The following is a 25617-nucleotide window of genomic DNA, read 5'->3' as shown; positions in this document are numbered from 1 at the left end:
GACGAGGTTGATAGGTTTGAGGTGGAAGTGCAGCAATGCATGCAGCTGACGAATACTAATCGGTCGAGGGCTTAACCTCAAAGCTTTCCGGAGGAAGGCTAGCTTCGGAAGCATAAGTATTTAACCTAAGGAAACCAACTTTACGCAAGTTTCGTATCTAGTTTTCAAGGCGCAAACACGCTTTGACTGTTTGGTGATGATGGCGGAGGGGACCCACGCGTTCCCATCTCGAACACGACCGTTAAGCCCTCCAGCGTCGATGGTACTTGAACCGCAGGGTTCTGGGAGAGTAGAACGTTGCCAAGCACATTTGAAAGAGTCTTTTTGGAAGAAATTCCAAAAAGACTCTTTTTTTTACATCAGTACAATTTGGCTCATTAAACCATACTACCCTATGAGGAGGGATTGGTATGGGTACATCGTTACACAAGAGATGGTTGAGTGTCTTACTACTTTGTTTGTTGATGACACAGGTGGTTAGTGGTTGCTCAGTGAAGATGGATTCGGTCAAGGATGAGTTACATCCACTCCGAACATTAAACAACTTAGGAAGTACATTGCCTGCTCCTATCCAAGAAGTGAAGCAAGTGTCTTCAGTAAAAAATAGCACCTTTCCACTAAAGCCTGCCAAGCAGATCGTTAAAGGTATCTATGTATCGGCCTGGTCAGCAGTAGGCAATAAATTTGAGCAGTTGATCGCGTTGGTGGATCAAACTGATTTGAATGCGATGGTCATCGATGTTAAGAACGATTCGGGACAAGTTACATATTCCTCAACGGTACCCTTGGTGAATGAGATAGGTGCGAATAGTAACGTCATTATTCGTGATTTGAGAGCCAAGCTGCAAAGGTTGAAGGAGAAGAACATTTATACAATAGCGCGGATCGTTGTTTTTAAAGATCCCTATTTAAGTCAGAAGAAAAGTAGCATTGCCATGAAGACTTATGCTGGTAACGTGTGGAAAGATAGCAAAGGAACGGCTTGGGTGGACCCCTTCAAGGAAGAAGTGTGGGACTATAATATTCAAATCGCTAAAGAAACGGCTGAGTTAGGTTTTGATGAAATCCAATTTGATTATGTGAGGTTTCCGGAGAATGGCAAAAAAGTTGATGAAGAGGTCAAATTCGATAACCCAAAGAAGTTGACGAAAGCACAGGTGATTGAGGCTTTTCTCAAGAAAGCAAAGGAACGAATTGGCGAGAGGGCCTTTTTGTCAGCAGATGTCTTTGGTTTAACGACCTCCGCGGATAATGATATGGGCATAGGACAAGATTGGTCGATGATCAGTAAGCAGGTTCATTATATTTCACCGATGTTATATCCTTCTCATTATTCTAGCGGTATATATGGGGTCAAATACCCCGATTTACAACCCTATGCGATCATTAGCAAGGCCATCAGCGACGCAAAAGGGAAGAATCAACAGCTCATGCAGGCAAATAGTCATATAGCGGAAATTAGACCATGGTATCAGGATTTTACAGCTACTTGGGTAAAGCCGCATAAGACATATGGGACGGCTGATGTTAAAGAGCAGATAAAAGCAGCTCAAGAACAGGGTGTGGAACAATTTTTATTGTGGAATTCGAGCAGTACGTACTCGTATCGTTAACGAAATCGTCTTATTCGGACAGATGCCAACCCGTGGACTTGTCCTTTTCCTTGACACGAAAAATAGGCTTTTGTTAAGATTGCAATCATATACAAAACGAATAAGCAGCTGCTTATGACGAAAGCTTACCTTAATAGATAGCTCTAAGGAGGAATACGTGTTGTGAGGGAAGACAAGTTTGGTAAGGAAGGCTTGACGTTTGATGATGTGTTGTTGGTGCCGAGAAAATCTGAAGTGTTCGGTAAGGAGATCGACGTTTCAACATTACTCGCGCCTCAGGTGAAATTAAATATCCCGTTTATTAGCTCCGCTATGGACACTGTAACGGAATCGGCGCTTGCTATTGCGATGGCACGAGAAGGCGGTATCGGGATTATCCATAAGAATATGACAATTGAGCTTCAAGCTGAGCATGTAGACCGTGTTAAAAGATCAGAGAGCGGGGTCATTACGAATCCATTCTCGCTAACTCCAGAACATCATGTTTATGACGCGGAAGAGCTTATGGCGAAATACAGGATTTCTGGTGTGCCTATTGTAGATGAGTCCAATAGGTTGGTAGGGATTTTAACGAATCGCGACTTACGCTTTGTACATGACTACTCGATCAAGATCAAAGAAGTTATGACGAAGGAAGATCTTGTTACGGCTCCGGTTGGAACGACGCTTCAACAAGCAGAAGGCATTCTTCAAAAGCATAAAATTGAGAAATTACCTCTGGTAGATGATAATTTTGAGCTAAAAGGTTTAATCACTATTAAAGACATTGAGAAAGCCATTCAGTTCCCTAACTCTGCGAAGGATGCACAGGGCCGTTTACTCGTAGGCGCAGCTGTAGGTGTTTCTAAAGACGTTTTGGAGAGAGCTGCAGCGCTTGTCAAAGCTGGTATCGACGTTATTGTCGTAGATTCTGCACATGGTCATCACATTAATATCGCAGAAACCGTGAAAAAGCTTAGAGCGAAATATCCGGAGCTGCCTATTATCGCAGGAAATGTCGCCACTGGTGACGGTACACGTGACCTCATTAAGGCGGGAGCTTCCATGGTAAAGGTAGGTATTGGTCCTGGTTCTATCTGTACAACAAGAGTTATTGCAGGGATTGGTGTTCCTCAAATTACGGCTATCTATGATTGTGCCCAAGCAGCAGCAGAGTTCGGTACTCCTATCATCGCAGATGGGGGCATCAAGTACTCAGGTGATGTTGTAAAAGCGATCGCAGCTGGGGCCAGTGCGGTTATGATTGGCAGTCTATTTGCTGGAACGGAAGAGAGTCCGGGTGAGTCCGAGATTTTCCAAGGGCGTAAATTCAAGGTTTACCGGGGGATGGGTTCATTAGGTGCAATGAAGGAAGGCAGCAAGGACCGTTATTTCCAAGAGAATGAGAGCAAGCTTGTTCCTGAGGGAATAGAAGGCCGTGTAGCCTATAAAGGGCCAATGGCTGATACGGTGTATCAACTCGTAGGCGGTCTTCGTTCAGGCATGGGCTACTGTGGTGCACGCAACATTCAGGAACTTATTAACGATACGCAGTTTATACGGATTACAGGTGCAGGATTAAAGGAAAGTCATCCGCATGATATCCAAATTACGAAAGAAGCACCCAACTACTCGATGTAAATGTTACCATGTGGTTAAAATTGGGGGCGTGGGATTTGAACCTACGTCTTCTTTTTTTTGTCTAATAGGGTGTGTTACAATATAAACTGTCATTATATCGCTAGGGAGAGTGGAATTGTGAGATTTTTAAGTTTTACAAAGAAAAAGGTTGCTTTGGTGTTAGGTGTCAGTTTAATTGCCCAATCTTTACTTTTACATATACAACCAACGTATGCCGCCGATACCAAAACGCCAGCAGCAACTACGGCTCCAGCAGCTACACCTGCTCCAACGGTAGCTCTTAATGAGCCAAAACCGGCAGCTAAATCTGCGGTAATTATGGAAGCTAGTACAGGAGCTATTATCTATGAATTAAATGCAGATGAAGCCTTTCCTCCAGCAAGTATGGCTAAAATGATGACGGAGTATATCGTATTAGAAAATATTAAAAGCGGGAAGATCAAGTGGGAAGACCCAGTTATCGCATCTAAGAAAGCCGCAGACGTGATTGGTTCCGGACAGCTCATTGCTGAAGGGGAGAAATTGACTGTAAAAGATATGTTTAGTGCAATGTCGATTTATTCCGCGAACGATGCTTCTGTTGCACTAGCTGAATTTATTGGCGGAGGCTCGGAAGAAAATTTCGCTAACATGATGAATGAGAAGGCGAAGCAGTTAGGGATGTCCGATAAAGCGCATTTCATTAGTGCAACGGGTCTTTCCAGAGCAGACCTGAAGGCTGATGCACCGGCTGGTATTCAAGGCGAAACGACGATGACGGCGCGTGATTCTGCTATTTTAGCCTATAATATTATTAAAGATCATAAAGAGATATTAGATTTTACGAAAATCATATCCACCAAGCTTCGTCCAACCGATAAGACACCCATGATTAACTGGAACTGGATGCTTGAGGGCAACTCGAACAATCCTAACTTCAAGAAATTTGCTTACCAAGGATTAGATGGTTTAAAAACGGGCCATACCGATGAGGCCAAGTATTGCTTCACTGGAACAGCAGAGCGTAACGGTATGCGTTTGATAACGGTGGTAATGGGTACGAATACCGAACCGGATCGTTTTAATGAGACACGAAAGCTTTTTGATTATGGATTCCAAAATTTTGAGATTAAACCTTTCCTCAATGCGAAGCAAGAAATAGATTCTTTGAAATTCGTAAACATTAAGAAAGGTGTTCAAACCCAAGTGCCTCTTGTGACGAAAACAGGACTAACGTTCGTTGCTAAAAAAGGCGCGAAGGATACAGACTTTAAAATGACGGCAGAGCCGCTTGAAGAGAGTAAGCTCGTAGCACCAATTGCGAAGGGCGATACGCTCGGTAAAGTGAAGGTAAGTTATAATGGTCAAGAAAAAACGATTGATCTTATTGCGAATGATGATGTTCAAAAAGGCAGTTGGATTCGTCTCCTGTTCCGTTCCTTCAAAAACTTCTTCAGTGATATGTTTAAAGGGATTAAAGGCGGTTCCTAGACCAGAAAATGGGTTGTATAATGCCCCTCCTTCATGTAAAATGAGTGTTTAGAAGTTTACTATCGAATCGTGTAGGGAACTGCATGAAATTGTTGTAGCAGAGAGACTTTGACTCCGTCAAAGTCCCTATAATTGGTATAGGAGGAAATAAAGAATGGAAACAGGAACATCCCGCGTTAAAACAGGTATGGCCGAAATGCAAAAAGGCGGCGTCATCATGGACGTCATGAATGCTGAGCAAGCAAAAATCGCAGAAGCAGCTGGTGCATCTGCTGTTATGGCGCTCGAGCGCGTACCTGCTGACATTCGTGCTGCCGGTGGCGTATCCCGCATGGCTGATCCAACCATTGTTGAAGATGTTATGAGAGTTGTTTCGATTCCGGTTATGGCTAAAGCAAGAATTGGACACTTTGTTGAAGCAAAAGTCCTGGAATCTCTGGGCGTTGATTATATCGATGAGAGTGAAGTTTTAACACCTGCGGACGAAGTGTTCCACATCAACAAACGTGATTTCACAGTTCCTTTCGTATGTGGCGCTCGTGACCTCGGAGAAGCATTGCGTCGTATTGGCGAAGGCGCTTCGATGCTTCGTACTAAAGGTGAGCCAGGAACGGGTAATATCGTTGAAGCTGTTCGTCATATGCGCATGATTACGGGTCAAATCCGTAAAGTACAAGGTATGTCCAAGGATGAGTTGATGTTTGAAGCGAAAAATCTTGGCGCACCTTATGAGCTGCTATTGCATGTTCACGAAACAGGCAAACTGCCTGTTGTTAACTTTGCGGCTGGCGGTGTTGCTACACCTGCAGATGCGGCTTTGATGATGCACTTAGGGGCCGATGGTGTATTCGTTGGTTCCGGTATTTTCAAGTCAGATAGCCCTGAAAAGTTTGCTAAAGCAATTGTTGAAGCTGTAACGCACTATACGGACTATAAATTGATTGCAGAAATCTCCAAAAACCTAGGTACCCCTATGAAGGGAATCGAAATTTCCAAGCTGCAAGCTTCCGAGCGTATGCAGGAGCGCGGCTGGTAATGACGAAGATCGGGGTTCTCGCGCTGCAAGGCGCGGTAGCAGAGCATATTCGTGGAATTGAGAAAGCAGGTGCTGAGGGCGTTGATGTTAAACGTACCGAGCAGCTAGCTGATCTTGATGGAATTATTTTACCTGGTGGAGAGAGTACAACTATCGGGAAGCTGATGCGCACGTATGGCTTCATCGACGCGCTGCAGGAATTTTCCGCCGCGGGTAAGCCAATATTCGGTACGTGCGCAGGGTTGATTGTCATCGCGAAAGAGATCACCGGGCAGCCGGAAGCTCATCTTGAGCTGATGGATATTACGGTGGCTCGCAACGCGTTCGGTCGTCAGCGCGAAAGCTTTGAGACGGACTTGCCGATCAAAGGCATCGACGAGAACGTTCGTGCGGTATTTATTCGGGCCCCGCTGATTGAGAAAGTGGGACCTGATGTGGATGTATTGGCCACGTATGACGGCCAGATCGTCGCTGCGCAGCAAGGACATCTCCTTGCGGCATCGTTCCATCCAGAGCTGACAGACGACTTCCGTCTGCACAGCTATTTCTTAGATATGGTAAAGCAAAGGCAAGCATAATTGATGGTACAAGCACCTTGATATTACCGGATGTTCCGGTAAGGGTGCTTGCTTCCATATTCTAACCATTTTGCGCTAACGGAGGAATCTCGTTGTTTGATGTAAAGTTACTTCGAAGTGATTTGGCAGCGGTTCAAGCTGCGATGCAAAACCGTGGTAAGCAGATAGATGAGCTGAACGGTTTCACAGAATTAGATCAAAAGCGTAGAGAGCTCTTGCAAGAAACGGAGCAGCTCAAAAACCGCCGCAACACCGTTTCCCAAGAAGTTGCTGGCCGCAAAAGATCCGGCGAGAATGCGGATGAGCTGATCCAAGAAATGAAGGTCGTCGGAGACCGCATTAAAGAGCTGGATGACGAGATCCGCGTACTAGACGAGTCCTTACAGCAGATCTTGCTCTCCATCCCGAATATGCCCCATGAGAGCGTGCCTGTGGGCCGCACGGAAGAAGAGAATGTGGAACTCCGCCGCGTAGGTGAAATTCCACAGTTCGATTATGAAGTGAAGCCGCACTGGGAAGTTGCACAAGAGCTGGGTATTCTGGATTTCGAAGCAGCGGCGAAGGTGACGGGTTCGCGTTTCGTTTTCTACAAAGGGCTTGGCGCGAGGCTGGAGCGCGCATTGATTAACTTCATGATGGACCTTCACAGCGATGAGCATGGCTATGAAGAGATGCTGCCTCCTTATATTGTTAACCGCGAAAGCTTAACCGGAACAGGACAGCTTCCTAAGTTTGAGGAAGATGTGTTTAAGATGGAGAATTCGGATTATTTCCTTATTCCGACAGCGGAAGTACCGGTAACGAACTATCACCGTGAGGATATACTTACGAGCGAGCAGCTTCCTGTTAACTTTGTTGCCTTCAGCGCATGTTTCCGTTCGGAAGCTGGATCTGCGGGTAGGGATACACGTGGCTTAATCAGACAGCATCAATTCAACAAAATTGAGCTTGTTAAGCTAGTTAAGCCCGAAGACTCCTACGACGAGCTAGAGAAGCTTACAGGGCACGCTGAGCGCGTCCTACAGCTGTTGAGGCTGCCATACCGAGTGCTTTCCCTGTGCACAGGCGATATTGGCTTCACATCGGCGAAGACGTATGATCTGGAAGTCTGGCTGCCGAACAGCGGTGCCTACCGCGAGATTTCGTCCTGCAGTAACTTCGAGGACTTCCAGGCTCGCAGAGCGAATATTCGCTTCCGTAGGGATGCTAAGGCGAAGCCGGAATTCGTACATACGCTGAATGGTTCAGGCTTAGCGCTTGGCCGAACAGTCGCTGCGATTTTCGAAAATTACCAGCAAGCAGACGGTTCGATCATCGTTCCGGATGTTCTCGTTCCTTACATGAACAACGTAAAAGTGATCACCAAAAAATAGCACTTGATTCTCCCCGAGTATTTATGCTACAATGCTTTTTGTCACTGCACAAGGTTGTCTCCTTACCGGGAGACACCTATCGTGGAGAGGTGGTCGAGTGGTTTAAGGCAGCGGTCTTGAAAACCGCCGAGGTGCAAGCCTCCGTGGGTTCGAATCCCACCCTCTCCGTAACCATGGTAATACCCAACCAAAAAGTCATGCGATTCTTATGAATCGTGTGGCTTTTTTTGTATGGATAAAAGACGATACACCTCCGCATTTTATACATGTGGAGGTGTTACCTATGAGAAAAGCTGACAAGCTGACGATTGATCAAGCCGAATTGGTGCATGAATGGATGACGGTACTCCCGACGACGCTGCAGCCAACCGATCAGGCGCGTGTATGGGCCGATGAGGCTGATCCTCAGGCATTAAGGGTTCATATTATGGCGGCGGGGCATACGGGCTATACAATCGATTTTAAAGTCACCTACGTGGACTCTAGAGAGGTTAAAGTCGAACTGACTGACGTGCAGAAAGGCACTCAACACATTGAGGAGACCAGCGATCTTATGCAAAACCTGGTGGAAGATTACATTCGCCATATCCATGAATGTGCACAAGCATTGCAGAAAGTTACACACGCCTAAGAAGCGGAAGGGGAGTTCACATTGACGAAACAAAAAGCAGTCGATAAAAATTTGCAGAATGTAGCCAAAGATTTTGAAGCTAGTCCTGTGAATAGTCATCAGGCTCAACAGGTACAGCAGCAAGTGAATGATCATAGACATCAAGATGCACTTAATCACGATAAGAATAGAGGGGATGTATAACGATGTCGAAACCAGAAGCATATTCGGTAGGCGGAGCTCAAACTCAGAGCGAAGTAGATGGGAATAGTCAACGTAACCGAAATCAAGAGCCTCTTTCAGGCTCTAAGAAAGTGAAAAACCGGAATCACTCAGGGCATAACCAACATGCAGAAGGAACTGGACACGGTAAATAAGGATTTTCTCCTCAGGGAAAAATCTTTACAAAATGTTTAAAATTCATTTAGCCGGACATACTATTGTTGTCGGTTAGCAGAGAGGTGTGGTTCCGTTGGAGCATTATGCGAAAGGGAAACAACCGTTGCATAGAGGACTTTTCTACCTGTTATAATCAGGCTGGAGGGGATGTGCCAAAGACACTTACCGTGTTTTATAAGCAGATTTTCCTAAGGTTTACGTGTAACATGTTTTAAAGAAATCAAAAAAACACCGACAAAAAAGAACCCTTAGGGGTTCTTTTTTTCGTCTATTTCAAGGTATACCTGAGCTGGAACGTGACCGTATGGATAAGATGGATAAGGCTGCATCGTATGAACACCTCTCGTTTTGTGATAGAACACTAATTTAATACCGCCACCAATCAAAATCAGAGCGACAATGAAGGTTTGACCGAAACTGTTAATCCAGTACGTATAATGTAAATTGAACGACGATTTCTTTGAATACATAGTAACCGCCTAGTAAGATGAGTACAAAACCGATGGAACGATGGTATGCGGTCCAGTTCTCCGAAAAAGAAAAAAGAACGAATCCAAAAATGATCCGTTCCTCAATTTACAATGCTGCTGATGTACTGCCTGGTTTGACTTGCTGCGTAGAGGAACTATTTCGAACAAACCATTGAGACAAAAGCGCGCTAAAGATACTGAGTATACCAAGAACAATAAATCCTTGATTCAAGGAGAACCAGTCGCCAATCACGCCCATTAGAACGGGCCCAATGAACATACCGAGTCCATATATCGCTTGAAAAAAGCCCATCGCCGTCGCCCGCTTATCCGCAGGCATATGTTTAATGCTCATCCCCATGAGAACGGTAAAAGAAAGTCCGCGACCAAAGCCGACAAAGGCCTGCGTTATCATAAGTACCCAAAGATGATGTGTGAAAGGAATCGTTAACGTAAACAACCCCATTAAAATAAAGCCCCATACAACCATTCGCTTCTCCCCATATCTGACAGCCCATCGCCGCCCACCAAATAAGGAAGCTAGCGCTACCGGCACATTGGCAAATAACGAGAGCATGGATAAGGAGAATTTATCAGCACCCAGCTCTATTGCATAGACGGGGGTAAACCCGAAAACAGTAGCAAATATAAGTACCTGCGACAAAATAGCTAGCAAGGATACGAAAAGAAGCGTGCGGTCCATTGCCACTTCACCGATACCGCGCATAGTAATTTTAGGAGCATCGGGTTCGACCTTCTCCACTAAGAAGAAAGATCCTAACAATCCTACTACGCCAAGCACGGCACCTAAAATGAAGGAAGCCTCCCAGCCGAGAGAGTCTGCCGCCCATCCTGCAGAGAGAATACCAAGCACCTGCCCCAAGGAATTGAAGAAGGAGATCGTTCCGATCGCTTTCGTTGAATCTTCATGCTTATAGTAGCTCGTAAATAATACGGTAAAATCAACCCATGTTGCCGCGGCTGCGCCTGCAAGTGCTCGGAGAATAAGGATCCACGTGAAATCGTGGGTTATCCAAAGTCCCAACCCAGCCATAGCTGTGAACAGCAGTCCGAAGGTAATAAATAGCTTCCTCTTATGAAAACGGTCAGACATGATACCAACGGGAATCCGCAGCAGCATCTGCGAGATGCCATACATGCCGACAATCCATCCTGCAAGTTGATGGTTCCCGCCCAAAAACTCTACATAAGGTGCCATGATGGGGACGCTCGTATACATGGACATCCAGAAGAGCAGGGTAACTGCGCAGAAAAGAGGAATCCGATAAGAGATTGGAGCTTTGATGATTGTCATTGCATGGAGCTCCTTTCGGACTGATACTTAGAATGAAATCAAGAGGAATACCAAATCTATCGTTTATTATAAAACATCGATTGTAGCAAGGCTATGACTGGATGCTTGCAAAATAAGATAATGTGCGGAAATCGGCAAGTGATCCCTTACCCTGCCTCAATATCCGTCTCACAAAAATGGATGATTGATGGAAACGGAAGTGCCATGTAAATTGAATGGAGTCTTACTGCTAGCACCGACTAGCAGTCAACATCACGATGAGAATGGAGGAAAAACAGTGGGCGCGAGTCGATTGAAACAGGTCTGGTCAGGCATCGCTCGGGATAAATTTTTATACATTCTTGCACTTCCGGGCCTGCTCTACTTCCTTATTTTCAAATATGTGCCTATGTGGGGAATTATCATTTCATTCCAAAACTATTCACCTTACCAAGGTATGTCGGGAAGCCCATGGGTGGGGCTAGAGCATTTCCATCGCTTTTTTTCCAATCCAGACTTTTTCATGCTCTTCCGCAATACGTTAGCGATCAACATCTTGTCTTTGGTCCTCTTCTTTCCGCTGCCGATTGCGCTGTCTTTAATGCTTAACGAAGTGCGAAACATGGCTTATAAGAAAATCATTCAATCGATTGTGTATTTGCCTCATTTTTTATCGTGGGTTATTATCGTGGGCATTACGTTCCTGATGTTTTCGACAGGGGATGGGGTGATCAACCAAATGCTGGTCAGCCTAGGTTATGGGAAAATTGATTTTTTAACAAATAAAAGCTTTTTTTGGGGCATGCTTACGGCTCAGTCCATTTGGAAGGATGCGGGTTGGGGAACGATCATTTTCCTTGCATCTATGGCGAGTATTGACCCTCAGTTATACGAAGCAGCCAAAATGGATAGTGCCGGAAGGTTCCGCCAAATGTGGCACATTACATTGCCAGGCATTCGCTCTGTGATTATTATTTTATTAATTTTACGGATCGGCCATATCATGGATGTCGGCTTCGAGCAGGTGTTCTTGATGATGAATGGTGCTGTGTCCGAGGTAGCCGACGTGTTTGATACCTATGTGTATCGTTTAGGTGTGAAGCAGGGTCAATTCAGCTACAGTACGGCTGTCGGTTTGTTCAAATCGGTCGTTGGCTTGCTGATGGTCATTGGAGCGAACAAGCTCGCAAAGAAATTTGGCGAAGACGGCGTCTACTAAGAAAGGGAAGGAGGAGTCCTCGATGTCTTCAATCATATCAACTAAAAGCGATCGCGTGTTTAATGCGGTGAACGCCATTCTGCTCGGCATACTGGGAATCATCACTTTCTTTCCGCTTTACTATGTCTTTGTCGTTTCGTTCAGTGATCCATCTAGCTATTTATCAAGTGAACTGAAGCTGTTTCCGTCCAAGTGGAGTCTGGCTTCTTACAAATATCTGATGTCCACAGATGCTTTCCTTCATGCCATAGGAAACAGCGTATTTCTAGCCGTTGTCGGCACAGCAATCAGTTTATTAGTTACTTCTTGTCTATCTTATGCAATTTCTCGAAAAAGACTTCAGGGCCGAAAGTTTATCATGCTGCTAATCTTGCTTACGACCTTATTTAATCCAGGTATTATTCCTCCATATTTGTTAGTGAGGGACCTTCACTTGATTAATAGCACGTGGTCGCTTATCTTGCCTGTATTAACAAGTGGTTGGTATGTTTTGCTGATGAAGGGCTTTTTTGACAGCATTCCAGCCAGCCTTGAAGAGTCAGCCAGAATCGATGGTTGTAATGATATCAGCGTATGGTATCGCATTATTCTGCCGCTTTCATTGCCTTCGCTTGCTGCTTTCGGGTTGTTTTACGCTGTAGCTTACTGGAACACCTTCTTTACGGCGCTTTTATACATTAATGACTTTACGAAGCAGCCGCTCCAAGTATTGCTGCAAAATATGTTGATTGACGCTTCAACAGCAGCAGGCGGCGGGGCCGCAGCTGAGATGATGTCGGAGCAGCGCATCCCGCCGGAAACCTTGAAGATGGCTGCAGTGGTCATTGCAACCGTCCCGATCCTGTTGGTATATCCTTTCCTTCAGAAGCATTTTGCTAAAGGAGCCATGGTTGGTTCAGTTAAAGAATAGTATATTTGATGATAATTTGGGGAGGTTGTACAATAATGATTATGAAAAAGAAAGCAATATGCGCAGTAGCTTCTACCCTTCTGGTTTCCTCGCTGCTTGCGGCTTGTGGAAGCAAGGACAGTTCAACGGCTACTAGTACGGGAGAAGCAGTATCCGCTAAGCCGACCGAGATCAGCATCATGACGATGTATTACACACCGGAGCCTCCGGGACCGGACAATGTAATCGTTAAAGAAATTGAAAAGAAAACGAACACGAAGCTGAAAATCACCTGGGTTTCGCCTAACAACTATGGCGATAAAATCAACGTGACACTGGCTTCAGGCGACATTCCTGACCTTATTTTGTTGGACGATCCATTCAGCGCTCAAGTACGCGGCATGGTGGCGCAGGGCGCATTCTGGGAATTGACGCCGATGCTGAAGGACTATCCGAATTTGATGCAATATCCAAAGGAATCTTGGGAAAATACGAAACAGGCTGACGGCAAAAACTATGGTATTCCTCGTGCCCGTCCTACGGATGGCGGAGGCTTCCCTTACCTGCGTAAGGATTGGCTCGATACTTTACATTTAGAAATTCCGAAAACAACGGACGAGCTATATACCGTATTGAAAGCTTTTGTTGAGAAAGATCCGGATGGCAACGGGAAAAATGATACGATCGGGTACATCGGCTTCGTGGACCAGAATGGCATGTCCTACATGGGCCAGCTGCAGAACAGCTTTACAAAAGTAAATGGCGATTGGAAGATCGTAGACGGCAAGCTTGTCAATGTGAATTTGCTTCCTGAAATGAAGGATGCTCTTACTTGGATGAACCGTGCCTACCAAGAGAAGTTGATTCCAGAGGATATGGCTGTACTTAAAAATACACAGGCCAAAGACTTGCTAAAGGCGAACCGAGGCGGTGGCTTCCAGGATACAGCCGAGGCAGCATGGGAACCTACAGAAGAACTGCGTAAAACGAACCCGAAGGCAGACTTTATACCATTGGTATCGCTGAACGGATACTCGAATAAAGATAGTGGATTTTTCGGTATGTACGCCATACCGAAGTCTGTGCCAGAGGCTAAAGTGAAGCAGCTGTTGAAATTTATGGATTACGGTGCTACACAAGAAGGCTATGATTTGGCTAGCTTTGGCTTGAAGGATGTTCACTATACAGTGAAGGATGGCTTCAAGACTCCAACCGAACAGGCGAAGAAAGATATTGTAGCCCAACAGGCTTTGGGTCAGATTTTCTTGAAGTACGATCAATATCTGCGTGCCTACAGAACAGGTATGCCAAATGACGTTCTGGAACGCAACAAGAAGATCATTGATGAAAAAGCTAAGATCAGTGTAGGTGATCCTTCTCTTGGTCTAAACTCCGATACAAACCAGAAGGTAGGTACGGAGCTAAGAAAGAAAATTCAAGACATGAAGACCAAGGTTATTATGGGTAAAGAAACTTTGAGCGCATGGGATAACTACGTGAACAAACTGAAGGCAGATCCGGATATGGTGAAAATCACGGAAGAAATGAATGCTGCTTATCAGAAACGGAATAGTGCTAAATAAATAAGTACCATCCCCCCCGATGCTTAAAAATTTGAGCTGTCGAGGGGGATTTCGGTATTTGGTTAGAGAGGGATTAGCTATGTGGTTTCGATGGAGGCAGTGTTGGTATTGGTGGACACAGCGTTCCGGCAGGAGCAATTTTTATCGTAGAAGCTTGATCTTGGTGTTGTGCATTACCAGCTTGCCTACAGCGATCATCGGATACACTTCTTATATTACGGGACGTGCCCACATCGAGATGGAAATTATGCGAAATCATGATGCACTTCTAAAGAAAACGATGGACCGCATGAACGATAATTTAGCTCAACTGGAATTGGCAGCTACACAGTGGTCGCTGGATAGTAGAATGGACGCAAGACTTGGGGACATGAATTTAATCGATGAATACAACGCGACGCAAAATTTATACCGTTTTCTTGGCGTAATGAAAGGAGCCTACCCGTTAATCGATCAGGCGCAGCTCTATTTGGATCGGCAGGATCCAATTCTTATTTCGGATACCGAGGGCATCGTTCCTATTAAGAATGAGCAGGAACGGGCTACCTTTCACACCTTGATGGATCAGAAGCGAGGGGTATTTTGGTGGGATTCACTTCCCAAGGTTAATGCAAAGACGGATTCAACTTCTGTGGCTTTGATCCAAAAGCTTCCTAGTGTGGGAGAGCCTTACGGTGCGCTTATTTTATATTTGGATAGAGAAAAACTAGTGCAAATGGTCGAGGAAATGACCACAGATAACAATGGGGCTTCCTTTCTAATGGCAAAGGATGGACATATTATCATCTCCCAAAGGACGATCAATGAGGAACATGCCCAATTAGAAGCGGCTATTCACGAGAGTGTAATGGGTAGGACTGAGGAAACCGGCTCTTATATCCTAGAACGCAAAGGACAGTCTTACTCTGTCGCATATGGTCAATTCTCCCGTTCAGGAACACTGTGGAAATATGTAACCGCGACCTCCTTATCTCAATTGACGGCTCCCGTGGTGTTTATGTCGAGGAGCATGCTTAGTATTGGAGGAATAGGGCTTCTTTTGGCCGTGCTGTTGTCCTGGGTCGCTTCAAAGCAAATTTACCAACCGATTGTACGTTTGGTGAATGTCATCAAAGATTACAAGCCTACGCAAGAGAGCCAAGAGGATGAACTAGCGTATATCGAGAGAGAGTGGAAGCATTTAAGTCAGGAGAGCAGAGCGCTGGAATTGAAGCTGGATCAGGCATATCCTGCGCTAAGGTCTGCCTTCCTTTTACAGCTTGTCCAAGGTCATTTCTACTCCTTAAGCGAATCAGAGTTGCGAAGTCGGATGGAGGGCTTCGACTGGCAGACGGAATCACAGTGGTTCGTTCTGCTGCTGGTACAGATTAGCGGTTTTGCGAAGGAGGATGGCAGATTCTTGGAAAGTGAGGAGCAGTTGGCTACGTTTGCAGCAGCTAATATTGCTCAAGAAATCGTTAAGACGCGAAGTCAACCTGCTGAGATTATCAACTTTCAGGATATGACAGTTGGTATTCTTCTCTCCTATCCGATGGATAGAACGAAGCAGCAGGCCAAAGATGAGATGTATTTGCTTGCCGATGATTTGGGTCATACCATTAGTTCACTGCTTAAGATACAGACAGCCGTTTGCATGGGGCGATTGACTTCTCAAGTTCATGACCTGCCGCAGCTATTGTTGTTTTTACGCAGCGCGATCCGCTATCGGGATCTAAAGGTAGATCATCAGGTGCTTGATTTGGAGGAAATGCTTCCAAACGCTAATGATGTTGTGCATTATCCGTTTTCTTTGGAGAAAGAGCTCATGCAGGCGATTCGCATGGGACAAAGCGAGCAGTCGCTGAACCTGATCGAATGCTTTATTCAGGAACTGGTTCGCCAGTCGAGCAAAGAAAAGCTTCTGCAGGAGGGAGCGATGCAGGTACTTGGCAGTATGCTTCATACGATGTTGGAATCAGGTTTTAATCCGCATCACTTTTTTGAAGGGTACAACCTGTATGAGCAGTTGAATCAGCTTCGGGAGCCGGAACAGATGGTGCGGTTTTTTCAGCAGAAGGTGATTTCGCCTTATATCGAGGGGCTTAATGAATATCAAGACATCCATATGAAGCGACTGGTTGAACGCGTAACGGATCGGATACAGGAGCGGTTTATGAGCAGCGATATTTCCTTGGAGGAATGTGCGGACGCATTCAATACAACGACTTATGCGCTGAGTAAAGCGTTTAAGCAAATCAATGGCATGAACTTTATCGATTATTTGATTTCGCTGCGTATGGACAAGGCAAAGAAGCTGCTTATCGGCACGGATTTGAAGGTAAACCAGATTGCAGAGCAGATCGGATATCAGCCTTCGTATTTTATTCGACTTTTTAAGAAGTATGAAGATATGACACCGGGTCAGTATAGGGATAAAATGAAATAGCGCTTATTGTACAAAAAAGCCTACCCGTAATAAAACGGTAGGCTCTTTACGTTTACGGCAAAGATGATCAAAACGCGCCCGAGATGATTCGAACATCCGGCCTACAGTTTAGGAAACTGTTGCTCTATCCTGCTGAGCTACGGGCGCATGGCATCGTTTATTTTATCACGATGCTTTTCATGATGCAATGCTATTCCTTCCCGCGGAGCTTACGGAAGAACTGTGTCAACATCGTCGCGCATTCTTCCTGCAAAACGCCGCTTACGACATCGACCCGGTGATTGAATCGTTCCTCCTGCAGCAAGTTCATAAGTGTTCCCGCGCAACCAGCTTTGGGATCGGTGGTGCCGTAAATAACTTGCGGGATCCGTGCTTGGACAATCGCTCCGGCGCACATGGGGCAAGGTTCAAGCGTAACATAAAGCTGGCAATCGAGCAGCCGCCAGGCTTGCAGATGCTCACTCGCTTGCTTAATGGCAATCATCTCAGCATGAGCGAGGGGGTCAAGGGTTGTTTCACGGAGATTGTAGCCGCGGCCAATAATTTGACCATGCTGAACAACGACAGCTCCAATGGGTACTTCTCGAATGGCTTCGGCTTTGAGAGCTTCTTGAATGGCTTCTTTCATCCAGGGGATATGTTCATCCACAGGGGGACACCTCGCTAAAATAATCTTATCCACATGTGCATAAAAATCGAACAAATATTCGTTTGTTAACAACCTGTGGATAATATTGTGGATAACTTAAAAAGTTGTGGATATTTAATCTTTCTACATTCATACAACAAAAAGAACGCCTATGCAAGGGATTTAGTTGATAATACGAACAGCGATAGGTATAATGATAGATATTCGTAGGTCTTTAAGACCATAATGACTATAATACATGTGTAATGAGATAGCAGCAGTTCGAAAATGGCAAACTTGCTGAAAGGCAAGGACGCAAAGCTGAGGGTCTACGGTTCCCACGGAACTATGACAGCCTGGTTACCGAATATCGATGCATTTTTGATTGAGGTAATAGGCTGTTCCGGGCTACGGAGCAGTCTATTTTTGTATACGGAAGGTGTTGAATAAATTGGGCAGCGGGCAACAAAGAATGAAGTTTTACGGCAGCAAAGAAGGCTATGACGCGGATGTTATGATCGACAGTAAGGCTGTCCTGAGCAAAAATGATTTCGTATCCACAGGCGTATTAACGTATGCGCTAGGTGACATTATCGAAGTGGAATTGCCGGAATTCGATGTTTTTGGGCTCGGCGATAAAGTGAAAATGACGGTATATACGAAATCTGGTTTGTTTGTTTTGGATACGACCGTGGTTGCCAAAGAGCAAGGATCGGTTATTATTATTAATCCACCTGAAAATCGGAGAAAGTTCACCGAAAAACGGGAGTTTCCACGTGTGGATGTGACTAACGAAGGCCTGTTGTTTGGACTTCATGACTTAAACAAGAGGAATAAACATCAGTTTGATAATCCAATTGGTATCTCCATCAAAAATATATCGGTCAACGGCTTAGGGTTTACGATTGTTGATAATGAAATGATTGAAAAAATTATTCAAAAGCATTCTCATCTTGAAGTTGAACTGAACCTGGGCTTTTCGATGCCATGTACTATGGAAATTATACGGAAAGAAAAATTGAATTCGGGCTTCTATTATGGAGCAAGTTATATCAACGTTCCGGAAGAGAAAACCAACGCATTAAGAGGATTTATTCTTAAAAATCAGATCGAAACTTACTTCGTAGAGAAGCGGGATGCCCAAATTAAAAAAGCATTGGAAAAAAGGTCTAAGGCGAATCAATAGTCTTCAGGCTTTTTTTTGAGTTCCAAGTGCTATATAATAAGAAGGATGATTTTCGAAAATTAAGGAGTTGTAACTACAATGGCTTTGAAAGCAGGTATCGTCGGTCTACCGAACGTAGGAAAATCGACATTGTTTAATGCAATTACACAGGCGGGGGCAGAATCTGCGAATTATCCGTTCTGTACGATCGATCCGAATGTTGGGGTAGTAGAAGTACCAGACGAGAGATTGCAGAAGCTGGTAGAGATCGTTGTGCCTAAGAGCATTGTCCCGACTGCCTTCGAATTCGTAGATATTGCGGGTTTGGTGAAGGGTGCGAGCAAAGGCGAAGGGCTTGGAAATAAATTTCTGGCACACATTCGTGAAGTGGATGCCATTGTGCATGTAGTCCGTTGTTTTGAGGATGATAATATTACACATGTATCCGGTAAAGTTGATCCGGTTGGCGATATCGAGACGATTAATCTCGAGTTGATTTTGGCAGATATCGAATCTGTTGATAAAAAGATTGAGCGCTCTCGCAAAAACCTTAAAGGCGGCGACAAGAAGGTTGTAGCAGAGGTTGAGTGTCTGGAACGTATCAAGGAAGCCCTTTATAACGATATGCCAGCGCGTAGTTTGGAGTTAAGTGATGATGAGAAACTTCTCGTGCGTGATCTTCACTTGCTGACGATGAAACCAGTGCTCTATGCGGCTAACGTGAGTGAGGACGAGGTAGCTACGGCCGAGGATAATCCTTTTGTGAAAATTGTTAAGGAGTTCGCGGCGAAGGAAAACAATGAAGTGGTGCCGATTAGCGCGAAGGTCGAATCGGAAATTGCTGAACTGGAAGAAGAAGAAAAAGCGATGTTCCTCGAAGAGTTGGGACTTCAAGAGTCCGGCTTGAATAGATTGATTAAAGCAGCTTATAGAAAACTCGGCTTGTACACGTACTTTACAGCTGGGGTGCAGGAAGTTAGAGCATGGACAATTCGCAAGGGAACGAAAGCTCCTCAAGCGGCTGGTGTTATTCATACCGATTTCGAACGTGGTTTTATTCGTGCAGAAGTGGTTTCTTATGAAGATCTGACGGCGGCAGGATCGATGAATGGTGCCAAGGAAAAAGGTCAAGTGCGTCTTGAAGGTAAAGAGTATGTAGTGAATGACGGGGACGTCATGCATTTCCGATTTAATGTGTAATTAATAAAAAATAAAGAAAGGAGTGATCCTGTATGTTGGATCGACTTCAGTCCATTGTGGACCGCTATGAAAAATTAAGCGAACTGCTGTGTGACCCAGATGTAACAAGTGATACGAAGAAACTTAGAGAATACTCTAAAGAGCAATCTGATCTTCAAGAAGCTTATGATGCTTATAACGAATATAAGAGTGTGAGCGAACAGCTGGCCGATGCCAAAGTGATGCAGAATGAAAAGCTGGACGATGAAATGCGTGAAATGGTCAAAATGGAGATCGATGAGCTTAGCGAGCAATCCGCCAAGTTGGAAGAACAACTTAGAATGCTCATGATGCCTAAAGACCCTAATGATGATAAGAACGTAATCGTCGAAATTCGCGGAGCTGCTGGCGGTGATGAAGCAGCGTTGTTCGCAGGTGACTTATACCGTATGTATACTCGTTACGCGGATGCGCAAGGTTGGAGAACCGAGATTCTCGATGCTTCTGTGAACGATTTGGGTGGGTTTAAAGAGATTATTTTCATGATCACGGGTAAAGGTGCCTATAGTAAGTTGAAATATGAGAGTGGAGCGCACCGTGTACAACGAATTCCTGTAACGGAATCAGGTGGACGTATCCATACCTCAACGTCGACGGTAGTGGTTATGCCGGAAGCGGAAGATGTAGAGATTGTTATCCATGATGCGGATATTCGCGTTGATACGTTCTGTTCCAGTGGAGCGGGTGGTCAGTCTGTTAATACAACGAAATCCGCTGTTCGTGTGACGCACGTGCCTACAGGTATCGTAGCGACTTGTCAGGATGGGAAATCGCAGAATTCGAATAAAGAGTCAGCGCTGCGCGTGCTTCGTACACGTATTTCCGATAAAATGCGTGAGGAAGAGGAAGCGAAGTATGCGGGCGAGCGTAAAAGCAAGGTTGGTACGGGTGACCGTTCCGAGCGGATTCGTACGTATAACTTCCCGCAAAGCCGGATTACCGATCACCGTATTGGCTTGACTTTGCATCGATTGGAAACCGTGCTTAATGGTGACATGGAAGAGATCGTTTCGGCGCTCACGATTGCAGCGCAGTCCGATGCTTTGGATAACGGGGAGCAGGCGATGTGATGCCGACTGCTGCTAAGAGTGTAAGAGAAGCCTTTGTTGAGGCTTCTTCTTTTTTAGGGAAGCTAGGCGTGGCGGAGGCTGGTTCCTGCACGGAATTGCTGCTTCAGCATCTGCTGAGCTGCAGTCGAACAGATTTGTTGTTCCGCTGGTGGCAGGAACAGCTGCCTGAGGAGCTGACGGAGACATGGCGCCAGCTAGTGGAACGGAAGGCCGCGGGTGAGCCGGTGCAGTATATTATCGGCGAGCAGGATTTCTTCGGCCTTCCATTTGGGGTTAGCCCCGCGGTGTTGATTCCGCGGCCAGAGACAGAGCTGCTCGTGGAAGCTTTGCTCCACGAGGGCTCACGTCTGTTCCCGCAAGGTGCGCCGCTGCTTGCGGATGTAGGCACCGGGAGCGGAGCCATCCCGGTGACGGTAGCGCACGCGCGCCCGGCGTGGCGCGTGGCGGCCAGCGACATCTCCGCGGCAGCGCTGGAGATGGCTCGCTTGAACGCGCAGCGCCACGGAGTGGCTGCGCGGATTGAGTGGCTCGAGGGCGACCTTCTCGAGCCCTTCATTGAGCGCCGGATCGCGCCGGATATACTGGTGTCGAACCCACCGTATATCCCTGATGGCGACCTGCCGGCGCTTCAGCCGGAGGTGCGGCTTTATGAGCCGCACACAGCTTTGTTCGGCGGTGTCGAGGGACTCGACCTGTACCGCCGGATGATCTCACAGCTGCCGCTGCTGCCGCGAATCCCGACCGTGGTCGGGTTCGAGGTTGGCATTCGGCAGGCGGAGGCTGTGGCGGCGATGCTGCGCGCCGCCGCTGACTGGGACGAGATCCGGTTCGTGCCGGATCTCCAGGGTATTGATCGCCACGTGATCGCGATCCGTGTGCGTGAGTAGAGGGCCCTCCCCCTCCCCCTCGCCCAACTCTATCATTTTTCCCAAATTTAAATAGATTAATAGGTTTAGCTCCTTCTCTTATTGCCCATACTGGTTAGTAGAAGCGAAGGGAAAGGGGCTTTTCCTCATGGTAAAAAGACCGCAGCGTCAATCGTTTAAGCACTTATTATTGGTAGCTTTTGCACTTATTGTTATGATAACTTGTTGGGAATCGAATCGTACGAATGCGGCGGTTATTTCGCCTACTATACCGGAAGAATCTATTCGCTTACGTATTCTAGCAAACTCCGATTCGCCGCAGGATCAAGCGTTGAAACGCGAGATTCGTGATGCGATTATTGCTCGTATGCAGAACTGGGTCGTTGGTCCGCAATCGCTAGAAGAAGCAAGAGCCGTGGTGATTGCTCATTTACCCGAATTCGATTTGCTTGTTGGACAGATGATTGAAGCACGTGGTTACAGCTATTCACACGCGGTGGAACTCGGTAAAGTCCCTTTTCCAACGAAAATGTATGGAAACGAAGTATACCCAGCGGGAGATTACGAAGCGCTGCGCGTTACGATTGGAACTGGTGAAGGCCAAAATTGGTGGTGCGTCTTATTTCCGCCACTATGTTTCGTGGATTCCTTATCTGGTGAAGCGGTAGCATCGGCTGCTGTCGTAGCCAAAACAGAGGGTGATGCGAAGGTCAAGACATCCCCTACACCCACAGTTAAAGACAGTAAAGCTGCCCCAACGGTTAAATCGGACAAATTGAACGCTGCGGGTAAAGATGCACAGTTGAAAGAAACGGCTCAACCTGCTGATACTCAGCCCCAAGTGAAGTTCTTCATTTGGGAAATGATTAAGAAAATAGCCTCATGGTTCAGCTAAAATAGAATTTATTTGAAGTAAGGATGATAGAGCGTGACAAAGTACTGGAAAGTGGATCAGGGATTGGGGTGCGAGACGTTTGAGCCAATAATTGAAGCTGCGATGCTTCTCCGACGCGGGGAAACGGTAGCTTTTCCAACAGAGACGGTATACGGTCTTGGAGCAGACGCTACGAATACCGCAGCTGTGGAACGAATTTTCTTGGCGAAAGGCAGGCCTTCCGATAACCCGCTGATTGTCCACATTGCCGATATCGAACAGCTCTCAGGCTTAATAGAACCTGCTAGCGTCACATCGGATCATCGCAAGCTTATGGAGTTTTTCTGGCCGGGTCCTCTTACCCTTGTGCTGCCTGTGAAGACAGGTGGCATTTCGTCGTTAGTGACAGCTGGTCTTACGACGGTGGGGGTGCGTATACCTGATCATCCGGTGGCCTTGCAGCTTCTTCGTGAAGCGAAGCTTCCCATAGCTGCACCGAGTGCGAATAGCTCCGGCAGACCTAGTCCGACACTAGCTTCTCATGTCCGAGAAGATTTAGATGGCCGAATTGGCGGGATCGTGGACGGTGGTGCAACCGGAGTTGGTGTCGAGTCGACAGTGATCCAGCTTGTAGATGGTCAACTTTACATTTTGCGTCCTGGCGGAGTTACGGCGGAGCAGCTGCAGTCGGCGCTTCCAGGCATTCAAATTCATGAGCCAGAGCGGGAAGAGATACTAGATTCGGAAACACCGCGTGCTCCGGGAATGAAGTACGCGCATTACGCACCGAAGGGATTTATGCATATTGTACATGGTGACGATACAGAAGCGGTCGTTGCGTGGATTCAAAGTGATATTAATGCAGCCAAGGCGCGAGGGGAATCGACGGGTATCCTTACTTTTGAGGAGAGAGCTTTTCGCTATGATGCTGATTTGGTTATTGCCTGCGGATCGTTATCTCAACCGGAAACGATTGCCCAGGAGCTTTATGCGGCATTAAGACAATTTGATCAAGAAGGCATTCATTATATTGCAGCAGAGGGCTGTCCCGAGACTGGGATTGGCCTCGCTATCATGAATCGTCTGCGTAAAGCGGCCGGTCACCGGCTTGTACGTGTTTAGCTAGCATGATTCACTGTTTGTCCGCATATCTTGGGAGAGAAACGCGGACAAGGGGGATAGCGCTATGCTTCTATCTGGGGTGGAATTAGGGCAGCTGATAACGATAATTATTATGGCGATTGCTCTTGGTCTGGATGCTTTTTCCTTAGGAATTGGCATAGGGATGAAGGGTATTCGTTTGTTGGATATTTTGAAAACTAGCATAATAATTGGTATTTTTCACATTATCATGCCTCTAATGGGTATGTTTATGGGGCAATACGTCTCATTGCTTCTTGGTAACGTCGCGACTGCAGCAGGGGGGTGTTTGCTCATTCTCTTGGGTTCGCATATGGTGTATAGTTCGATTCGGGGGGAAGTAGCGATTTCTTTTGATCATAGGTCGCTATGGGGTCTCACGATCTTCGCGCTTGGTGTCAGTATAGATTCGTTCTCTGTGGGTGTATCCCTCGGTATGTTTGCTACGGATATAGTATTGACCGTGCTTATTTTCGGTCTGTTTGGCGGCTTGCTTTCCATAGCTGGTTTGCTGGTTGGTAGGCATGTTAACGGCTGGGTAGGGGAGTATGGCGAAGCGTTCGGCGGGCTTATTTTGCTCGGGTTTGGGATCAAGTTTTTGCTATGATATAATAGGAGTATAGGAAGTTTTCTGACGAAAACTTAGCCTATGCTTACGAAGAAAGTTTTCTAAAGAAAACTCAGCCAATGCTTACGAAGAAAGTTTTCTAGAGAAAACTCTTAGGAGGATTTCATGTTGCGAATTCTATTTGTCTGTACAGGAAATACGTGCCGCAGTCCATTAGCAGAAGGTTTGCTGCGTATCAGGGTGCACCAAGAAGGACTTGCGGCGGAGGTTCGATCAGCAGGGGTATCCGCGGTGACCGGCGGTCCTATTTCCCGAAACAGTGCATCGCTTCTGCGAGAAGCGGGCTTCAAGGAGCTCATTCAATCCTTAACAATCCAGGAGTCAGAAGTGAAGTGGGCTGATCTCATTTTGACAATGACGATGGGTCATAAACGTGCAGTCATCCAGAGGTTTCCTGATGCGATGGAGAAGATTTTTACGCTCAAAGAATATGTCGAGGATGATGCTCATATTTTACAGGCGATTGAGGAAAGGGAGCAGCTCATTACCGAGCTTGAACTCAAACAAGCTCTTTCGCAAACAGTAACGATAGAAGAACGAAGCCGCATTTATAAACTTGAACATGTGATTCCCGACTATGACATATCTGACCCGTATGGAGGTTCCTTAGAGGTTTACCGACAAACAGCTGAGGAAATCAGCGGGAGTTTAGATAAATTGGTAAAGAAAATACGTTTAAAAAAAGAAGGCAGCGAATAACACGCAGTATGGATATCTGAATTGCGGATATAACTTTACACCTCGGGCGGAATGCGATAAAATAAAGATATCAATCAAGACTCAATGTAACTGGCGACGAGTGGGAGCAACCACAATGGAGCATTGAGCTATACGGCCGGTCGCCTGGGCAAAAGAGCAACGCGCTTATTCTAGCGTGTCCGCTCTTTTTTTCGTTTTCTGGTGAACTTTGGGATATAATAGGATGGTCGAACTCGAACAAACAAAGGAGCGTTCTACTCATGAAAATTGCCTTAGGTGCGGATCATGCAGGCTATCGTTTGAAAGATGTTATCATTCCTTTTATTGAGTCATTAGGTCATCAAGTCATAGATTATGGCTGCAGCTGTGCAGATTCGGTCGATTATCCCGACTATGCGCTTCAAGTTTGTGAGCAAGTGATAGCAGGCGAAGCTGACAAAGGCATTCTGATTTGCGGAACAGGTATTGGGATGTCGATTGCCGCGAATAAGGTTCCTGGCATCCGCTGTGCACTCGTACATGACCTATTTTCAGCAAAAGCGACGCGCGAGCACAACGATACGAATGTGCTTGCGTTGGGAGAACGTGTTATTGGACCGGGCGTAGCTGAGGAAATCGTAAAAATCTGGCTCGAAACCGAGTTTTCCGAAGGGGTCCGGCACAAGAACCGAATTAATAAAGTGCAAAGCATCGAAGATCGCTTCACGATTCATCCCTAGGAACGGGGGA

At 46.1% G+C, this 25617-nt stretch carries 25 protein-coding genes, 2 tRNA genes, 1 rRNA gene and 2 riboswitches; of the genes, 24 read left to right on the top strand and 4 right to left on the bottom strand.

Annotated features, from left to right (window positions below; genetic code table 11):
* Positions 1-189: 189 nt before the first annotated feature.
* From rrf to BLT91_RS22445, 11 genes are all read left to right on the top strand, one after another.
* Positions 190-306: ribosomal RNA gene (gene rrf, locus BLT91_RS22490) — 5S ribosomal RNA — on the top strand.
* Positions 307-410: 104 nt separating this feature from the next.
* Positions 411-1613, top strand: a complete 1203-nt coding sequence (locus BLT91_RS22485) for a putative glycoside hydrolase (RefSeq protein ID WP_254777075.1) — start codon at positions 411-413, stop codon at positions 1611-1613.
* A gap of 162 nt (positions 1614-1775) precedes the next feature.
* Positions 1776-3233 carry an IMP dehydrogenase gene (gene guaB / locus BLT91_RS22480; protein WP_090825111.1) on the top strand — a complete coding sequence of 486 codons (1458 nt, stop codon included), beginning with the start codon at positions 1776-1778 and terminating at the stop codon, positions 3231-3233.
* Between the two features lie 117 nt (positions 3234-3350).
* The gene (locus BLT91_RS22475; RefSeq protein WP_254777074.1) at positions 3351-4703 is read left to right on the top strand and encodes a D-alanyl-D-alanine carboxypeptidase family protein; all 1353 of its coding nucleotides are present in this window, start codon (positions 3351-3353) and stop codon (positions 4701-4703) included.
* Between the two features lie 154 nt (positions 4704-4857).
* The gene (gene pdxS, locus BLT91_RS22470) at positions 4858-5739 is read left to right on the top strand and encodes a pyridoxal 5'-phosphate synthase lyase subunit PdxS (RefSeq protein WP_090825109.1); all 882 of its coding nucleotides are present in this window, start codon (positions 4858-4860) and stop codon (positions 5737-5739) included.
* The gene (pdxT, locus tag BLT91_RS22465; RefSeq protein WP_090825107.1) at positions 5739-6317 is read left to right on the top strand and encodes a pyridoxal 5'-phosphate synthase glutaminase subunit PdxT; all 579 of its coding nucleotides are present in this window, start codon (positions 5739-5741) and stop codon (positions 6315-6317) included. The genes pdxS and pdxT overlap by 1 nt, the downstream gene beginning before the upstream one ends.
* Positions 6318-6409: 92 nt before the next feature.
* Positions 6410-7690, top strand: coding sequence for a serine--tRNA ligase (gene serS / locus BLT91_RS22460; protein WP_090825104.1), 1281 nt, complete (start codon positions 6410-6412; stop codon positions 7688-7690).
* Positions 7691-7773: 83 nt separating this feature from the next.
* Positions 7774-7858: transfer RNA gene (locus tag BLT91_RS22455), tRNA-Ser, on the top strand.
* Positions 7859-7958: 100 nt separating this feature from the next.
* Positions 7959-8321 carry a hypothetical protein gene (locus BLT91_RS22450; protein ID WP_368086844.1) on the top strand — a complete coding sequence of 121 codons (363 nt, stop codon included), beginning with the start codon at positions 7959-7961 and terminating at the stop codon, positions 8319-8321.
* Positions 8322-8342: 21 nt separating this feature from the next.
* The gene (locus BLT91_RS31865; RefSeq protein WP_175532470.1) at positions 8343-8504 is read left to right on the top strand and encodes a hypothetical protein; all 162 of its coding nucleotides are present in this window, start codon (positions 8343-8345) and stop codon (positions 8502-8504) included.
* Positions 8505-8506: 2 nt separating this feature from the next.
* The gene (locus BLT91_RS22445) at positions 8507-8677 is read left to right on the top strand and encodes a small acid-soluble spore protein P (RefSeq protein WP_090825099.1); all 171 of its coding nucleotides are present in this window, start codon (positions 8507-8509) and stop codon (positions 8675-8677) included.
* Between the two features lie 270 nt (positions 8678-8947).
* Here BLT91_RS22445 and BLT91_RS22440 read toward each other — a convergent pair whose 3' ends face one another.
* A complete protein-coding gene (locus tag BLT91_RS22440; protein ID WP_090825097.1) occupies positions 8948-9169 on the bottom strand; it encodes a hypothetical protein in 222 nt (73 codons plus the stop codon).
* 106 nt (positions 9170-9275) lie between these two features.
* Entirely contained in the window at positions 9276-10484 is a 1209-nt protein-coding gene (locus tag BLT91_RS22435) for an MFS transporter (RefSeq protein WP_090825095.1), read from the bottom strand.
* Between the two features lie 187 nt (positions 10485-10671).
* On the opposite strand from BLT91_RS22435, the gene BLT91_RS22430 reads away from it, so the two are divergent.
* The 4 genes from BLT91_RS22430 to BLT91_RS22415 all read left to right on the top strand — a co-directional run bounded on the left by BLT91_RS22430 (position 10672) and on the right by BLT91_RS22415 (position 16579).
* Positions 10672-11682 (top strand): ABC transporter permease, encoded by a 1011-nt coding sequence (locus BLT91_RS22430; RefSeq protein WP_090825093.1) that lies wholly within the window; start codon positions 10672-10674, stop codon positions 11680-11682.
* Between the two features lie 22 nt (positions 11683-11704).
* On the top strand, positions 11705-12592 hold the full coding sequence (locus BLT91_RS22425) for a carbohydrate ABC transporter permease (protein WP_090825091.1): 888 nt from the start codon (positions 11705-11707) through the stop codon (positions 12590-12592).
* Between the two features lie 35 nt (positions 12593-12627).
* Positions 12628-14154, top strand: coding sequence for an extracellular solute-binding protein (locus tag BLT91_RS22420; RefSeq protein WP_254777073.1), 1527 nt, complete (start codon positions 12628-12630; stop codon positions 14152-14154).
* A gap of 79 nt (positions 14155-14233) precedes the next feature.
* Positions 14234-16579: a helix-turn-helix domain-containing protein gene (locus BLT91_RS22415; protein ID WP_090825089.1), complete on the top strand. Its 2346-nt coding sequence runs from the start codon at positions 14234-14236 to the stop codon at positions 16577-16579.
* Between the two features lie 73 nt (positions 16580-16652).
* Here the strand turns inward: BLT91_RS22415 and BLT91_RS22410 are convergent.
* Positions 16653-16726: transfer RNA gene (locus BLT91_RS22410), tRNA-Arg, on the bottom strand.
* A gap of 43 nt (positions 16727-16769) precedes the next feature.
* Positions 16770-17207 (bottom strand): tRNA adenosine(34) deaminase TadA, encoded by a 438-nt coding sequence (tadA, locus tag BLT91_RS22405; RefSeq protein WP_090825131.1) that lies wholly within the window; start codon positions 17205-17207, stop codon positions 16770-16772.
* Between the two features lie 280 nt (positions 17208-17487).
* Positions 17488-17575, top strand: a riboswitch (cyclic di-GMP riboswitch).
* A gap of 71 nt (positions 17576-17646) precedes the next feature.
* Here tadA and BLT91_RS22400 point away from each other — a divergent pair.
* The 9 genes from BLT91_RS22400 (at position 17647) to rpiB (ending at position 25607) form a co-directional block, all read left to right on the top strand.
* Positions 17647-18393, top strand: coding sequence for a PilZ domain-containing protein (locus BLT91_RS22400; protein WP_175532469.1), 747 nt, complete (start codon positions 17647-17649; stop codon positions 18391-18393).
* Between the two features lie 78 nt (positions 18394-18471).
* The gene (ychF, locus tag BLT91_RS22395) at positions 18472-19572 is read left to right on the top strand and encodes a redox-regulated ATPase YchF (protein WP_090825085.1); all 1101 of its coding nucleotides are present in this window, start codon (positions 18472-18474) and stop codon (positions 19570-19572) included.
* A 32-nt stretch (positions 19573-19604) separates the two neighbouring features.
* Positions 19605-20681: a peptide chain release factor 1 gene (gene prfA / locus BLT91_RS22390; protein WP_090825083.1), complete on the top strand. Its 1077-nt coding sequence runs from the start codon at positions 19605-19607 to the stop codon at positions 20679-20681.
* Positions 20681-21568 (top strand): peptide chain release factor N(5)-glutamine methyltransferase, encoded by an 888-nt coding sequence (prmC, locus tag BLT91_RS22385; RefSeq protein WP_090825080.1) that lies wholly within the window; start codon positions 20681-20683, stop codon positions 21566-21568. Before prfA ends, prmC begins: the two co-directional genes overlap by 1 nt.
* A gap of 127 nt (positions 21569-21695) precedes the next feature.
* The gene (gene spoIIR, locus BLT91_RS22380; protein ID WP_090825078.1) at positions 21696-22442 is read left to right on the top strand and encodes a stage II sporulation protein R; all 747 of its coding nucleotides are present in this window, start codon (positions 21696-21698) and stop codon (positions 22440-22442) included.
* A gap of 33 nt (positions 22443-22475) precedes the next feature.
* On the top strand, positions 22476-23543 hold the full coding sequence (locus BLT91_RS22375; RefSeq protein WP_302847535.1) for an L-threonylcarbamoyladenylate synthase: 1068 nt from the start codon (positions 22476-22478) through the stop codon (positions 23541-23543).
* Positions 23544-23607: 64 nt separating this feature from the next.
* On the top strand, positions 23608-24168 hold the full coding sequence (locus BLT91_RS22370; protein ID WP_090825076.1) for a manganese efflux pump MntP: 561 nt from the start codon (positions 23608-23610) through the stop codon (positions 24166-24168).
* 126 nt (positions 24169-24294) lie between these two features.
* Entirely contained in the window at positions 24295-24888 is a 594-nt protein-coding gene (locus tag BLT91_RS22365; RefSeq protein WP_090825074.1) for a low molecular weight protein arginine phosphatase, read from the top strand.
* Between the two features lie 76 nt (positions 24889-24964).
* Positions 24965-25045: riboswitch (ZMP/ZTP riboswitch) on the top strand.
* Between the two features lie 103 nt (positions 25046-25148).
* The gene (gene rpiB, locus BLT91_RS22360) at positions 25149-25607 is read left to right on the top strand and encodes a ribose 5-phosphate isomerase B (protein WP_090825072.1); all 459 of its coding nucleotides are present in this window, start codon (positions 25149-25151) and stop codon (positions 25605-25607) included.
* Positions 25608-25617 lie beyond the last annotated feature (10 nt).

Origin of the sequence: Paenibacillus sp. yr247 (genome assembly GCF_900103825.1) — a bacterium.
Classification (GTDB): domain Bacteria; phylum Bacillota; class Bacilli; order Paenibacillales; family NBRC-103111; genus Paenibacillus_E.
This window is presented reverse-complemented; position numbering and strand designations above follow the sequence as displayed.